This is a genomic window from Micromonospora sp. KC606, assembly GCF_004348675.1.
Lineage (GTDB): Bacteria > Actinomycetota > Actinomycetes > Mycobacteriales > Micromonosporaceae > Micromonospora.
This window is the reverse complement of the sequence record NZ_SMKN01000012.1, coordinates 22,180-36,766: the sequence shown is the minus strand read 5'-3', so window position 1 is coordinate 36,766 and position 14,587 is coordinate 22,180. Positions and strand designations below refer to the sequence as shown.

Below are 14,587 nucleotides of genomic sequence, written 5' to 3'. Positions count from 1 at the left end.
CACACCCACTGGAGCGTAAATGTCCGTCTGGTCTCAGGAGGTCCCCACCGAGGGAGCGGTGCAGCTACCGCCGGACCCGCGGGCAATGGACGCCCTGGGCCGCAACCACTCCCTGGAGACCGCCCTCGCCGACCTGGTGGACAACTCCATCGACGCCGGCGCCACCGACATCCTCGTCCGATTCGTCCAACGCGGCACCCGCCTGGTTGGGCTCTACGTCGTCGACAACGGCCGAGGCATCAAGCCCGACCACATCGACGCGGCGATGACCGTCGGTGGTAACCGCCACTACACCGGCGAGGACCTCGGGCACTTCGGCCTCGGACTCAAGGCAGCCTCGTTCAGCCAGGCCGCCAGCCTCACCGTGCTGTCCCGCGCACCCGGACACGCAGCCGTGGGAAGACGCTGGAAACTCGCCTCCGGCAAGCGCGACTACACCTGCGACATCGTGGCCGGTACGTTCGCCGCCGCCGAACTCGACCGCAACTGGCAACTCCCCACCAGCGGGTCAGGCACCATCGTCCGTTGGGACCAGGTACACGGCCTACCCTCGTCCGACGACCCCGAGCAGGTCGACGAGTTCCTCAGCCGCACCATCTCACACCTGCAGGGACACCTGGGCCTGACCTTCCACCGCATCCTCACCGAACGCGACATCCGAATCGTCATAGACGTCGAGGACATCCAGCTCGGCGTCGGCGTCCGTCACCCGGTGGCACCCACCGACCCCTTCGCCTACCCCGACACACTGCCCGGCTGGCCCAAGGACCTGAGGGTACGGACCAGCGGAACCGATCTGCTGATGCGCTGTCACATCTGGCCGCGCCGTTCCAACTCCCCCGAGTACCGACTGCCCGGCGGGGCGGAGGCCCGACAGGGCCTCTACTTCTACCGCCGTGGACGACTCCTGCACGCCGGCGGCTGGGAGGGCATCCACGCCTCCGACCCCCGACTCCAGCTTGCTCGGGTCTGTATCGACATCGACGGGGACACCACCGGACTCTTCGTCATGAACCCCGAGAAGTCTCGCGTGTCGGCCGGGCCCCGCTTCGCCCAAGCCGTCGCCACGGCACGCGCCCACGACGGCACCACGATCACCGACTACCTCCAGGCCGCCGAGGCGGCATGGATCAACGCCAACCGACGGACCACCGCACGCCGTAAGGCTGTGCTACCACCCGGCAAGGGTTTCCACCCCAAGGTGTCCCGTGAGGTCCGCAACGAGTTGCCGCTACTCCCCGAGGAACCCCTCAACATCCAGTGGAAGCGCTTCACCACCGACGCGTTCCTCGAATTCGACCGCGGAACCAGGACGCTGTGGCTCAACCAGGCGTACCGGCGAGCCCTGCTCGGCGGACGACGCGGCGGCGCCAACGACGCCCCAGTTCTCAAGGCCCTGCTGTTCCTGCTCGCCGGCAACGTCTTCGAGGGTGCGCACTTCGGCGCCCGCGACAAGGACAACATCGACCTCTGGCAGGAGGTCCTCACCACCGCGGCCAAGGCAGAGAGGTCCACCTTCGAGGCCCGCTCATGATGACACCGGCAGACCGTCACCTCAGCACCGACAGCTTCAGCGACTACCTGAGAAGCAGTGTCCCGATCGACCACCCGATCACCGGGTCACCCCGACTTGTGCTCTTCGTCGACCCCCACGCCAGGCGAGTCGGGCTACGCGGACCCGCAACCTCCCACGAGGTTGTACCAGCCGGGCTGGAGCACCTCAGCGTCCGCGTCGTGCACCACGACGGGCAACGGATGATCGAGGTTGCCGTCACCGATCCCCGGCTCTTCGTCGATGCTTATCCCTTGCTGTGCGCCGTCGCCGACCGGGTCCAACTCGACCAACAGACAATGACCGCCGCGCTGACCGAGACCCTGCGCCGCCTCGGACACCTCCTGCAGACCGAGGACGTCCTCTCCCAGGAGAAGGAGACAGGGCTCGTCGGGGAACTGCTTCTGTTCGCTGGCCTCACCCAGACGGTCGGTCCTGACACCGCCCTCGCATCCTGGCGCGGCGGACAGGCCGAGGAGCACGACTTCGGGCTCCCGGACCTCGACGTCGAGGTCAAGACCACCGTGTCCGAACGCCGCGCCCACTGGATCTCCTCGCTGACACAAATGGTAGAGACCGGCGAACGGCAACTCTGGCTCGTCTCCCTCCAGATCACCGCAGCAGGCAGCGGGGGTCGAACCCTGCCGGACCTCATCACCGGTGTGCGTGCTCACCTGTCGTCCACCGCCCACCGCGCCGCAATCGACGATCTGCTCCGCGGCTCCGGCTGGCGGGACCGCTACTCCGCCACCTGCCAACGCCGGTGGCGTCTACGAACCCCACCCGAGGCATTCCAGGTGACCAGCACGTTCCCCCGTCTCACCCCCCGTCTCCTGACCGAGGCCGGCGTCGACGCCACGCACGTGACCGACGTCCGCTACCGCCTTGACCTCACTGGACGCAGCGGTGACCCGACGCCGCAGATCCTCACCGACGCACTCACGAGGGGACAACGGGAGCTGCCATGAGCGACACCGTGACCACCGCCTACAGCGCAGCCCTTGACGCCATGCAGCGTCCCGGGCCAAAGCCGTTGCATGCCCTGGCAGTCATGCTGGGTGGCGACGTCCTCGGTATCGCCGACGGGTCCGCCCTCCAAGCGCATCTGCGTGACGCCGGCCCCGAGGACGCCCTGCGCCAACAGTTCGCCCACACCCTTGCCGCGTGGGACCACGAACAAAGCAGCGCCCCTTGGACCGGTGGCACCAGCCACAACACCGCCGAACGCCGCGCAGCGGTGATCACCGCACTCGGCGTCGACGAGCCAACCGCGAACCTTTTCGCTGACCTGTTTCCTCACGCGTCCGCCGACGGTCTCATAGTCATCGCCGACGACTGGGAGGAGTGGCGCACCCCCCAACGGCGTACCGAACGCAACTTCTACTGGGCGCACTATCACCGCTACCTTCTCGACAAATGGCGCAACCCCAAGGCCGTTGCCGACTTGGACAGGGCCACCGAGGAGGTTGTTCGTAGGCTGTCCGACCCGACCCGCCCCGTGGCGTACCAGGCCAAAGGGCTCGTGGTTGGTTACGTCCAGAGCGGAAAAACCGCCAACTTCACCGGCGTCGTGGCGAAGGCCATCGATGCCGGATACCGGCTCGTCATCGTGCTTACCGGCACCACCAACATGCTGCGCGCCCAGACCCAGCGGCGCCTCGACATCGAGCTGTGCGGCCGAGAAAACATCGAGCGGGAAATTTCCCCCCACGATCAGAAGGCTCACGAGTACCACGACGACCCCGACTGGAAACGCGACCGCTTCGTCCGCCACGGTGGTAGACCGTCCGACTCCGGTTACCCCGACATCCACCGCCTGAGCAAGCATGCCAGGGATTACAGCGGGCTGCAGATGGGATTCTCTGCCCTCGAGTTCAAGGGGCGCGAGCGGAACCGTAAGTTCTACGACGCGGTGAACCTCCACACCAGCGACGCCCGTCTCGTCGTCGCCAAGAAGAACGCGCGCGTCCTTCAGGACTTGGTGGCGGACCTAGGCCGCATCAGCGACCGCCTCGGCGAGGTGCCGGTCCTCATCATCGACGACGAGTCGGACCAAGCCTCGGTCAACACCGTCAGCCCGAAGAAGTGGAAGGAGGACAGCAAGAAGCGCACCGCGATAAACCGGCTTATCGGCCAGCTGCTGCGGATGATGCCCCGCGCGCAGTACGTCGGCTACACCGCCACCCCGTACGCCAACGTGTTCATCGACCCCTCCGATGTCGAGGACATCTTCCCGCGCGACTTCCTCATCTCCCTGCCGCGACCTAACGGCTACATGGGTGCGGAGGACTTCCACGACTTCGACTCCGAACTGCCGGTCAAGCAGCGTCCTCTCGAAACTTCCAAGGAACGGGCACACGTGCGGCACCTCGGCGACGAGCCCGACGACGGCGAGCTACGCCGCGCAATGGACATGTTCGTCCTCACCGGCGCCGTCAAGCTCTACCGCCAACGACACGGAACCACCTACCGGCACCACACCATGCTCGTCCATGAAGCCATGGGCAAGGACTCCCACCGGCAGACAGCCGAGCTGATCAGCCACCTGTGGAACACCGCCGGCTACTACCGAGCCAGCGGCTTGGCCCGGTTGCGGGAGCTGTACCTCACCGACGTCCTGCCCGTGTCCCGCGCACAGGCACCAGCACTGCTTACACCCGCCGACTTCGACGACCTGCGCGACGACATTGGCGCAGCGCTTGGGCTCATCAGCCCCGCTGACCGTGACGGCAGCCCGGTCATCGTCGTGAACAGCGACACCGACCTTGAGCGGCAGCAGGAGAGTCTCGACTTCGACAAGCGAGAGATCTGGCGCATCCTGGTCGGTGGTAACAAGCTCGCCCGCGGCTTCACCGTGGAGGGGCTGACGGTGACCTACTACCGACGCGCGACGTCACAGGTCGACACCCTCATGCAGATGGGCCGCTGGTTCGGCTTCCGGCACGGCTTCCGAGACCTGGTTCGTCTTTACACGACCGAAGACCTGCACGACATGTTCGAGGCTGCCTGCCGCGACGAGGACTTTCTACGTCGCGAACTACGCCAGTACGCGGCCCCGGCCGACGGCAGGCCCCAGCTGACCCCCCGGCAGATCCCACCTCTGATCGCCCAGCACCGCCCGGACCTGCGACCCACCGGCCGCAACAAGATGTGGAACGCCAAGCTCGTCCTGAAGAGCTCACCCGGCCAGCCCATGGAACCCGTGGCCTTCCCCTCCGTCGGAACCAAGATTAAGCACAACCTCGAACAGTGGAAACCGCTACTCGCTGCCGCAGCCCAACGGTCCGTCAGGTTCGTGGTGCCGGGAGCCAAGACCACCTACGAGGCGGGGGCGGCAATCGTCAGTCACGCAGTGCTTCTGGCTGTGCTCGGCAACCTTAAGTGGCTGGCCGACGACACCTTCCAACCCGAACTCGCCTGGCTGCGCCGCCTGACCGACGACCAACTCGCACGGTGGGTCGTGCTCCTGCCCCAGCAGACGAGGTCCACCACACGACGCCTCGTCGCCGGACACGGGCCCTTCAGCATCTTCGAACGCCAACGCACCTCGTCCAGCGCCTCGTTCCGAGTGTTCAGCGAGGAACGACACCGGAACGCAGCAATGAGGATTGCCGGTTTAGACACAGCGACCCCGGATCTCGTCGCCGACGCCCTCAGGGGCGCCTCCACCGGAGCGATCATCCTCTACCCGACCGTTGAGAAGGGCAACCTCTCCGGACGTGAGGGCGAAGCCGTCGAAGACGAAGAGGTCACAATCGGGTTCCACCTGGTCACCCCAACTTCCACGGTGCCAGCCGGCGGCAAGATATTGCATTGGGTGACAGTGGACAAGACGAACCCCTACGCCCTGGTCGTCGATACGCCGTGAGAACCGCTGATACGCCGAGTAGGGATGTCCCGAGAAGTGCCGACGGAAGCCGCTGCCCGGAATGGCGGTTACGGCATGATGGGTTCCGGATCAATCAACCTCTGGTGAATCGAGGAGACCTGCGATATCGAGCACGGCTGGATATGGCTTAGGCAAGCCGCGCACATAGGCGAGGTGCGTAGCCGCGAGTGCCGTGAATCTCGCCGCTTGGATCAGAAGTGCACGCCTCATGCCGTCATTGGCGCTACCTCGCTCAAGCACCGTTGAGGCAAGACGCGCCAGATTCTCGGCACGGCGGGCAAGGCGAGCGTCGGGATGGCTGCGCTCCTGCCTAATGCTTTCGTCGAGTAGAGCGAAACGCCGGGACGGGGGAAGAGTCGCCGGATTCATGTCGGCCGGAGTTACCTCGTTCAGCGGGGGTCCGAATTGGTTCTCGGCCACCGCCCGGCGGTAAATGGCGCTCTCAATTCCTGGCAGCTCGTTCTGCACTCGTAACCGATCACTCCGGCCTACCTCTTCCAATGCCCAAATCGGCCATAGCTCCAATTCGGCCACTTCGTGCACATCAAGAATGCGAGTGGCAACTGCATCCGTCCGATGTCCGGTGAGATGTCGGCGAACACGGGTACGCAGCCCTTCGCTCGCGGAGCCGACATAGAGGACCTCGCCGTCGAGGTCGTAAAACGCGTAGCACCCAAAACGGGCGTTTCCCCAGACGCGTCCGTCGGTGTCCTTTTCGCTGAGGGCTTGGTCCAGCAGGACGTGAAAAGCTCGGACCTGCGGTGTCAACAGCTCTAGGCGACGCGGCCTGGGAGCAGGGATGACCAACGGCCCCCGCTCGTCGAACTGATCTGATGGCCCTGAATCCCGGACCTCTTCGGTCGGCTCAACAGCTGCACGACTCTGGCGCTCGCGAGCTACGACTGACGGGGCGGTCATGTGTCGCCCTAGCGGCCCGGCGCTCCCCGAGCGTTTGTCAGTGGCAGGTCCGAGACTGGCCGTCACCCACTTCCGCTTCCACTCTCGGACCTCCTCATCATGGTCGCTTCCTAACGATGTGTCGGCATCGCGGATCTGGAGCAGGGTCCGGACGAAGGTCTGAACGAGGGGCCAGCCAGGGAGGCGCTTGCCGTTGAGCATCGTGCTCATGGTCGAAGGCGCGAGGGAGGAGTTATTCCTCTTGGCTAGCCTGTTGACCTCATGCAAGCTCGGGCGGCCACAGCTGAGGCGGAAGGCTCTCAGCTCAGCGGCGAACCGTTGCATGGGATCTTGATCAGGGTGCGCCGTCATGTACGCCCAGCCTGCCTTCCCTGAACGAACATGAACGTCGTCGAACACCAGAGAACGCTGCCCAGATGAGCTTCGACCTCTTCAGATGTTCGCGTTCGTTCGAAGATGTTCGAGGCGTGGAGAACTTCGATAGCTCATGTTCTAGTACGTCTATGGTCAGAGTCAAGCCGTCCACGGACGCCGCTCAGCACCCCAGCCGAAGCCACAGTCGTCCCCGTCGCACCTCGGAACTTGTCATTGAGCTCACAGCGCTGTTGGGGCTGCTTGGGCTGGCAGCCGCCGTCTACATGACGGCCGGAGAAACGGGTCTCGTCGCGGTCACGGGCACGGTCGTCACTCTTTACACGCTCTGGCGACGAGGGCAGCGGTGAACAGAGGTCTCAACAGCTGTTGGCGCCGCGTGAAGTTCAGTCGCGCGAACCTCGACCTCCTACGCAACGCGTTCTCGCCGCGCCGGTCGGCGGTGCTCGGTGCCGACCGATGGTTGTTCCCCATGTCCTACGCTGACGAGCACTGCCCGCTCTAGATTATCGTGGATTCCCTCCACACGAGGACGGGCCTTCTCTTCGTGACGGTGGTGGCCTCGTGACAACAGTGGAGCGTTCCGATACACCGCGTTTGACGGTGGTGGGCGCGGGCGAGCAGCCCGTCGGTGCGCAGGGCTTGCGTGCGTTGGTGGCCGATGGATCGGCTGTCATCGCGGTGGGGGGCCTGGTCGCCGGAACGTTTCTGACGGAGGCGGGCAAGTCGCTGATGACCGGTGAGAAGCCGGGCCGGCTGGGGTTCGTGGTGGCCGTCGTCGTGGGTCTGATCGTCATGGCGGTCGGCTTCTGGCTGCGACACCGGGCTCGGATGGGGCTGCGGGTGGGGATCATCGTGAATGCAGTGGATGTCCATCGCGGTCGGGCCCGTGCCGAGCAGCGGAATCAACAGGCGGAGCGGTGCAGCCAGGGTTCAGCGGCGGTGACGCTGAAGGCGGAGATCGAGTTGTCGGGTGATCCCGTTCGTGATCGTGAACTGGTTGATCTGCTGGCGGAGGAGACGCTACGGGCCACGACGATCGCGGAGCGGCTCGCTCCGGACGCAGCCCACGTCAATGTGATTCCCACGATGCCGCTGCACGTGGCGTTCTGGTTGGGCGCGCGGCTGGGGTACACGCACGCCCAGCATGTCGCCGTGCATGAGCTTCGGCAGGACACGGGGTCTCCGGCGTTCTTCGCGGCGACGTCGCTGCGGGCGGTGGACGTGAAAGCCGCCCCGCTCACGGTGGAGCGGCTGGAGGCGGTCGATGGCGGCGACATGACGAAGGTGGCGCTGGCGCTCGATCTGCAGAATCGCGGGGATCAGTTCCGGGACGCGGTGGTGAAGGCGTGTGGTGAGCGCGGCATCGGGTGGCTGCTGCTGCTTCGCAACGAGAACCGGCTGCTGAAGCAAAACATGAAGACGTTCAACGGGGTCATCTCGCAGACGTGCAACGCGTGGGACACCGCGCCGCTGCCGGCCGAGGCGCGGACGGGTCACCACGCGATCTTTCTGAGCGGGCCGGTAGCGATCGCTGTGGCGCTCGGCGCCCGGCTGGCTGCGCCGACCCCCGGGCAGTGGACGGCGTACACCTTCAACCCTGTGGCGAACGTCTACGAGCCGTTCCCTGCTCCCCCGAACGGCTGACGTGGCGTTCCGTCGGTACGCCCAAGGCTGGCGGTCGGTCCTGCTGGCGGGGCGAGGTTGTCGCACCCGCGCCGTAACGTCTCGTCGGTGCTCGGCGCTTTCGGGAATGCGGGTGCCGCCCACAGCGTCGTAGAACTGGCCGTGATCTCACCCCCTCGGCGGCCGTACCAGGCGCACCTGCCAGCCTAGGGAACGGAGAGCGCATGGCCACGCTGGCCACCCACTTCAAGACGGCACTGAGCAACATCGAGCCGACCGAGGACGCCAAGAACGCCCAGTCGGCGCATGCCGAGGTCACGGCGGCGCTGGAGGCGGACGACCTTCTGGTGAAACTCGGGGTCGATCCGTTGCTGATCGGCTCCTACGGCCGGCACGTGTCGATCCGTCGGGTCAAGGACGTCGACGTGTTCGCCCGGCTGAGCAAGGCCGGTAAAGACCTGCGTCCCGGCAAGATCCTCGACCACGTCGAGGCTGTTCTGGAGGCGGCGTTCCCCGGCCGGATCACGCGCCAGCACCGGTCCGTGATGGTGGACTTCCCGGACTACGATCTGTCCGTCGATGTGGTCATCGCCCGGCCGTGCGGGGATCACTGGGAGATCCCGGAGAAGATCGAGGACGACGGGAATGCCCGGTGGGTCGAGACCAACCCCACCAAGATGGCCGAGCTGACGACACAGTCGAACAAGGACTACCTGCTTTACGACGACGATCCCGGCAGCGGGGTCTACGTTCCCGTGGTCAAGCTCGTCCGTCAGATCCGCCGGGTCTGGGTCGACGACCAGCCCGGCGGCTACTTCTTCGAGGTTCTCACGTATCACGCGTTCAGCAACGTCAATCCGAACGAGACGACGTACGCCGGGTACTTGACCGTCGTGCTTCGCGAGATCGCCGACCTGCTCGCGGACGTCGCCGACGAGGGCCTCGACGACCCGACGCTGGAAGGCAAGAAGATCAAAACCAAGGCCACAGCGGAGCAGCTGGTTGCCGCGGCCGACCGGATCGCCGAGGCGGCGACGCTGGCCGAAGACGCCCTGGACGCGGAGGACTGCCCGGCCGCGGTGAAGTGGCGTGAGCTGCTCGGCACAACCAAGAACACCACGACCGAGGACTACGTCTTCCCACTACCGGAGTACTGCAACGCCGATGGCACCAGGAAGCAGGCATCGGCGGTGACCCGGGGCGCGTCCACCGTTCCGGCCGGGAGCGGCCGCTACGCATGAGCAGCTCCTGGCAGAGCGACCTCGTCGCCGAAGCCGACTCCTGGCGTGCGCGCCTCGGGGAACTCGGCTTCGGCGACGACGGGCATCGGCTACGCGGCGACCTGGCGTGGCAGCACCCGGTCCACGGCCTCGTCCGTGCGCGCATCGAGGTGGAGCTGACCGATCGGTTTCCGTTCGCCGCGCCAGCGGTTCGGGTGCTCGATCCCGGAACAACGATGGAGCTGACCTTCCACGTCGATCGGCCTGCCCTGCCGGGGCTTCACGGCAACCTTTGCCTCTGGGACGGCAGTGCCCATTCGGTCGACGCCGCGCCATGGCGCGAACCCCAGATTCTACTGAATAGGGTGCGAGACTGGCTGAAGCAGACGGCCGCCGGCTGGCCGGACGACGATGTCTGCGACCTCGAGCGGTACCTGGTGCAGGACGCCGACACTTTCGTGCTTTACGACGCCGACGTGCTCACCGGGGAAGTCGGGCTCTACAAGACGGCACCGGGGCCCACACCGCGCACCATCGAGGTGACCGGCAACCGGCGGCCGGGGGTCATCGCGCTGCGAGGACCTCAGCAGCTACATCCAAAGGACCGTGGACTCGCGTGGATCGATGACCTGGGGGAGGTCAGCTCCCCACCTCGAGAATGGGCCGATTTCGCGCAGGCTCTTGGACGTGCCGATGAAGTCACTCGTCTGATCGCGCTCGGCGCCGTCGGCTATCTCCTGCTGCGGTACTCCCGCAACGGCCACCGCGCGGCACTGGCTGTTGCCGTACAGCGCGGCGGCCCCGTTCCGTCGATCACAGCCTGCGAAAGCGCCGACACCAGCCTGGCCACCCGGTCGATGCGCGCGGGTAACACCGCTGTGGAACTGGCTGATGTCCGGATCGCCGTGGTCGGCGCCGGCGCGCTCGGGTCTTTCGCCGCCGACATCCTGTTCCGCTCCGGCGTCCGCCGTCTCACTCTGATCGACGGTGAGCGTCTGCGTCCCGGCAACGTCGTGCGGCACCTCGCCGGCAGTAGCGACGTCGGGAAGTACAAGGTCACCGCTGTTATGGACCGGCTGGCGGCCACGGGGTTCGACGTTGGCAAGGTGGAGTGGCGGAACCAGGATGTCATCCGGCTGGGCGACGCCGTCGAACTGGTCAAGGCCCACAACGTGGTGCTCGACGCCACCGCCCATGCCGGTGCCAGCAGCCTGCTCGCGACGGCCGCTGACATCGTCGGCGCGTGGACCGGTCACACGGTCATCTCCGCCTGTGTACAGCGCAAGGGCGACATCATCAGGGCTGACCGTTTCCCCCTGCGTCGCGCAGAACAACACCTACCGGCCCTGGCCAGCGAACCAGTCCGCGCAGGAGTACGGGAGGCCGGGTGCGGTGAACCTGTCTCGCGGACGCCACCAGCGGCGGTCATCGCCGCCGCCGAGCTCGCCTGCCGGATGATCATCGACGAGGCAACCCACCAATGCGCCCTGCCGGCGACTATGGCCGACGTTCGCCGGCCCCAGCCTGATCCGCCCTTCGACCGGCTCGGTCTGCTCACACCAGATGCCGTTTCCGTCCCGGTGGCGTTGTGACCGGCCCAGTTCCAGTGATGATTCACTCTGACGCTCGTCAGACCATCAACCAAGCGGCCGGACGTGCCGCACCGCTGGAGGCCGGCGGTCTGCTTCTTGGGTGGTGGGACAGCGACAGGGTGATCGTCCGTTCTGCCGTCGAGGTAGTGGATCCGGCCGCCTCCGGCACCTCGTGGATCCGGCGCGAGAACCTTGCCCAGGAGGCCCTCGACCGGGCGATCGCCACTGCCGGGCACCCCTGGATGGGTTATGTCGGCGACTGGCACAGCCATCCGGCACCCTGTGAGGCAAGCGCGCAGGACCTCAAATCCATTCGCAGCGCCTCCCGCGCCTACCCCCAGCCGCTGCTGCTCATCGTGCACCGCTCCGGCGGCGTCCTCGACATACGAGCGGCTCGTCGTGGCAGGTCACAGACGGTCCTCGAGGTCAGTGCCTGAGCTTTCCCCATCGCCAGAACCACCACCCCGCCGCACCCCGCAACGAATACGACCAGCTCCGCGCCATCCTCCACAACGCCACCCGCACCGGCCTCGCCGGCGGAACCGGGCCGGCCACCCCGACTTGCTCAATACCTCATCGGCCGAGTTCTCTGGGTCGGTCGTCACCACCCGGCACCCCGCAGCCAAACTCGCCACGCTGCTGGCCCACGCTCTCGCAGCACCGTAGACTGACGCGGCGCGGCAACTTTGCCGGATCTGATAAGGACGCGTCCAACCGACCGAAGCGCGGCCTGAGCAGGACTTACGCCCGTTCTGCTGATCTTCGGCAAGCGAGCACAGCAACGCGCGTGTGCGACCCACTAACACGAAGACAACATAGGAACCCGCAGGTAGTCAGCCTTCGGGTACAGATAGAGCGTCGTCTTAGGAAACCGATGCTCTATCCCCTGAGCTACGAGGGCGCGAGTGCCTAGTCTAGCGACCTTGGGGTTCACCTGGGGTGGCAGGGAGTGGCCCAGGTTGACCCGCGTCACCCGCACCCCTGTTCTCCCAGCCCAGGACCACACCCCGAGCACACGAACCCCCGTTTGCGACCGGCGGCGGGCCACGGTGACCCGCGCTGGCACCGGTTGACCCACGGTGGCACCGGCCGGAGAGCACACACCGCGCACATCAGCCCAAGATCAAGTGCTCGCTCGGCGGCATACACTCGACTCGGCAAGCCGCGCGGGGGTGGCCGTCGCCTTGCGGCAGGCACCGCGACGCGCGGATCGTGGCAGCTCCGTGCGCCGTCGGGTTGCCCGGAGCCCTTCGCCCGCTGCTGGAGAAGCGTCGTAGCCCGCATTTAGGCTGGCGCCGTGAGCATGAACGGCAACTGGCTGCGCGTTTCCCCGGACGAACTGGAGCAGGCCAGGACCGATTTCGCCTGGGCCCACCACCTTGCCACGGAGCGGGACGACAACTCCGAACGCTGGACCGCCACCGACAAAGCATGGAACGGGCTCGAATTTTGACCCCTCGGCGTCGGCAGGTCTGGCGGTGTTGCTCGACCTACATCGGGCGAAGGTCACGGCCGCCGAGATCCGTGAAGACGGTCGGCTGACGCTGACCTTCGCCGATGAAGCAGTCCTGGCCGTCGCGCCGGACCATCAGTACGAGGCGTTCACTGTCACTGGCACGCCGCCGCCGGTGTCACGGGAGTTCCGCCTCGTGGCCGTACCCGGCGGCGGCGTCACCCGCTGGTAGTGAGACGCCGACGGCGGGGCACACCCGGTCCAGGGACGGCGGCTTGTCCGGGCGATGGTGATCGAGCCAGTTGCGTCTCGGCGTGACTGGGCGAGGCGTCCGCGTAGTAGCGTCGCAGCCGTGGTGCCGGACCTCGACGCATGGGAGCCGTGGCATCCGAGGGTGCTCGGGGAGCGCCTAGCCGGCGTGCCGGCGCCCTGGTGCATCGCGGCCGGCTGGGCGCTCGACCTGTTCCGGGGCCGGCAGACCCGTGACCACAATGACGTGGAGATCGCGGTTCCCCGGGCGCAGTTCGCCGAGATCGCGCAGCGGTTCCCTGAGGTCGACTTCTACGTGCCCGTCGCGGGGGCGCTGGTACCGGCGTCCGCTGACACGCTCGCCGCAGGCCACCAGACGTGGGCTCTGGACCGGGCTGCCGGTCGCTGGCGCTTCGACGTGTTCCGCGAACCACACGACGGCGACGTGTGGATCTGCCGCCGCGACGCCCAGATCCGCCGCCGATACGCCGACCTGATACGGCACGACGCGAGCGGACTGCCGTTCCTGGCACCGGAGGTGGCGCTCCTGTTCAAGGCAAAGGCTTCCCGGGACAAGGACTGCGTTGACTTCGCCGGCACGCTGCCGCTCCTCGACGCCGACCAGCGCCGGTGGCTCGTCGACGCACTGGCTCTCGTGCACCCGAACCACCCGTGGCGAGCCACCGCCGCACGGGTCATCTGATGGGCCCCACGATCGCCGAACCGTGAAGCCCAGGCCCATTCGCTCTGTGCGCCCGACGGCTGCGCTGATCGCGGCAGGAGAGCAGTCGATCTTGGCTCGGGTCCGGGAAGGCCGAATCGACAAGATGAAGCAAGCGTCAGCCTCTCCAGATCAGACGGACGGGTTCGACGTCGTCCGGGAACTCTGTCGCCATTTCATGCCGGTCCCGCGACAATGCTCGCCGGAGGCGAGACGACGACTGGTCGAGGGGTGCTGCTGGAGTGGGTCAGCGGTTGGGCGGACGCAGATGGCCGGTGATGGTCAGTACGGTCCAGCTCGGGTGCCATCAGTACCGAGTCGTGCGGCCGGCGGAAACGCCGAGGTTTGCCGGTCTCTGTGAGGGCCGTCTCGGCGCCCAGTTCTGCCTCGACAAGGAAACAGCGGTGATGTTCGCCCAGGCGTGGGGCCTGGCTGCCCGGTCGCCGCACACGATCGTCTACCTCCCCCTGCGCCGCGCGAAACTCCCCGACCATCACGGTTGGGGGCGCCTGCTCGACCTGGTGCTGTTGCACCACCGTCTCGCATTTCCGCCGTCACGGTGGAAGCAGGTCCGTTCCCGGTTGGGGACCGGCAGGCCCCACACCATCGTCCTACCCAGTCACGCATGGCCGTCGCGGTCGATCGCCGACCACCGACGAACCTGGCACCAGGAGTTCCGCGACCATCTTCGATGGGACATCGCCGCCGACACGTTGGTGCTCACCGGCAGCCGCGAGGCGTTCGAACTGGAGGCCGACCAGGTCCGCGCCCTGGCCGAGGAGTGCCCGGCTCATCGCGCCCGCACGCCGGGCACGCACTGCTGCGCCGAGATCGGCATGGGCAGAACCAGGCGCCATCCTGAACAGCGTCGGCCGTACGCCGAACTGCACGCCGAATACTCACAGTAGTGCCCCACCCCAGGCGGAGGCAGTCGGGGCAGACGACGGCGAGCGCCTCGCGCAGATCCGGGTGCAGCCACGGGCGCCGACAGGGTG

12 protein-coding genes are annotated in these 14,587 nt (G+C 66.7%); 11 read left to right on the top strand and 1 reads right to left on the bottom strand.

Annotation, left to right across the window (positions count from 1 at the left end):
- Positions 1-19: 19 nt before the first annotated feature.
- From E1193_RS05015 to E1193_RS05005, 3 genes are read left to right on the top strand one after another with little or no spacing between them, the layout of a single operon-like run.
- Complete coding sequence (locus E1193_RS05015) at positions 20-1,534, top strand: ATP-binding protein (protein ID WP_132180693.1); 1,515 nt, start codon at positions 20-22, stop codon at positions 1,532-1,534.
- Positions 1,531-2,520: a PD-(D/E)XK motif protein gene (locus E1193_RS05010; RefSeq protein WP_132180691.1), complete on the top strand. Its 990-nt coding sequence runs from the start codon at positions 1,531-1,533 to the stop codon at positions 2,518-2,520. The genes E1193_RS05015 and E1193_RS05010 overlap by 4 nt, the downstream gene beginning before the upstream one ends.
- Positions 2,517-5,420 carry a Z1 domain-containing protein gene (locus E1193_RS05005; RefSeq protein WP_132180689.1) on the top strand — a complete coding sequence of 968 codons (2,904 nt, stop codon included), beginning with the start codon at positions 2,517-2,519 and terminating at the stop codon, positions 5,418-5,420. The genes E1193_RS05010 and E1193_RS05005 overlap by 4 nt, the downstream gene beginning before the upstream one ends.
- A gap of 90 nt (positions 5,421-5,510) precedes the next feature.
- Here the strand turns inward: E1193_RS05005 and E1193_RS05000 are convergent, their stop codons facing one another.
- The gene (locus E1193_RS05000) at positions 5,511-6,209 is read right to left on the bottom strand and encodes a GIY-YIG nuclease family protein (RefSeq protein WP_243707293.1); all 699 of its coding nucleotides are present in this window, start codon (positions 6,207-6,209) and stop codon (positions 5,511-5,513) included.
- 1,086 nt (positions 6,210-7,295) lie between these two features.
- Between E1193_RS05000 and E1193_RS04995 the strand changes: the two genes are divergently transcribed.
- From E1193_RS04995 to E1193_RS04960, 8 genes are all read left to right on the top strand, one after another.
- Entirely contained in the window at positions 7,296-8,378 is a 1,083-nt protein-coding gene (locus E1193_RS04995) for an SAVED domain-containing protein (RefSeq protein ID WP_132180687.1), read from the top strand.
- Between the two features lie 203 nt (positions 8,379-8,581).
- Complete coding sequence (locus E1193_RS04990; protein ID WP_132180685.1) at positions 8,582-9,598, top strand: nucleotidyltransferase; 1,017 nt, start codon at positions 8,582-8,584, stop codon at positions 9,596-9,598.
- The gene (locus E1193_RS04985; protein ID WP_132180683.1) at positions 9,595-11,169 is read left to right on the top strand and encodes a ThiF family adenylyltransferase; all 1,575 of its coding nucleotides are present in this window, start codon (positions 9,595-9,597) and stop codon (positions 11,167-11,169) included. The genes E1193_RS04990 and E1193_RS04985 overlap by 4 nt, the downstream gene beginning before the upstream one ends.
- Positions 11,170-11,186: 17 nt before the next feature.
- Positions 11,187-11,606 carry a Mov34/MPN/PAD-1 family protein gene (locus E1193_RS04980; protein ID WP_132180681.1) on the top strand — a complete coding sequence of 140 codons (420 nt, stop codon included), beginning with the start codon at positions 11,187-11,189 and terminating at the stop codon, positions 11,604-11,606.
- 866 nt (positions 11,607-12,472) lie between these two features.
- Positions 12,473-12,622 carry a DUF1877 family protein gene (locus tag E1193_RS04975; RefSeq protein ID WP_243707296.1) on the top strand — a complete coding sequence of 50 codons (150 nt, stop codon included), beginning with the start codon at positions 12,473-12,475 and terminating at the stop codon, positions 12,620-12,622.
- A 25-nt stretch (positions 12,623-12,647) separates the two neighbouring features.
- Positions 12,648-12,854, top strand: coding sequence for a DUF6188 family protein (locus E1193_RS04970; RefSeq protein WP_132180679.1), 207 nt, complete (start codon positions 12,648-12,650; stop codon positions 12,852-12,854).
- 120 nt (positions 12,855-12,974) lie between these two features.
- A complete protein-coding gene (locus E1193_RS04965; RefSeq protein ID WP_132180677.1) occupies positions 12,975-13,574 on the top strand; it encodes a hypothetical protein in 600 nt (199 codons plus the stop codon).
- Between the two features lie 422 nt (positions 13,575-13,996).
- Positions 13,997-14,500: a hypothetical protein gene (locus E1193_RS04960; protein ID WP_207922572.1), complete on the top strand. Its 504-nt coding sequence runs from the start codon at positions 13,997-13,999 to the stop codon at positions 14,498-14,500.
- The last annotated feature ends 87 nt before the right edge of the window (positions 14,501-14,587 follow it).

Bases quoted from the DNA above. Each gene is read 5' to 3' on its own strand.
- E1193_RS04975 (WP_243707296.1), top strand. From the start codon at position 12,473: ATGAACGGCAACTGGCTGCGCGTTTCCCCGGACGAACTGGAGCAGGCC.
- E1193_RS05010 (WP_132180691.1), top strand. From the start codon at position 1,531: ATGATGACACCGGCAGACCGTCACCTCAGCACCGACAGCTTCAGCGAC.
- E1193_RS04980 (WP_132180681.1), top strand. From the start codon at position 11,187: ATGATTCACTCTGACGCTCGTCAGACCATCAACCAAGCGGCCGGACGT.
- E1193_RS05015 (WP_132180693.1), top strand. From the start codon at position 20: ATGTCCGTCTGGTCTCAGGAGGTCCCCACCGAGGGAGCGGTGCAGCTA.
- E1193_RS05005 (WP_132180689.1), top strand. From the start codon at position 2,517: ATGAGCGACACCGTGACCACCGCCTACAGCGCAGCCCTTGACGCCATG.
- E1193_RS04985 (WP_132180683.1), top strand. From the start codon at position 9,595: ATGAGCAGCTCCTGGCAGAGCGACCTCGTCGCCGAAGCCGACTCCTGG.
- E1193_RS04990 (WP_132180685.1), top strand. From the start codon at position 8,582: ATGGCCACGCTGGCCACCCACTTCAAGACGGCACTGAGCAACATCGAG.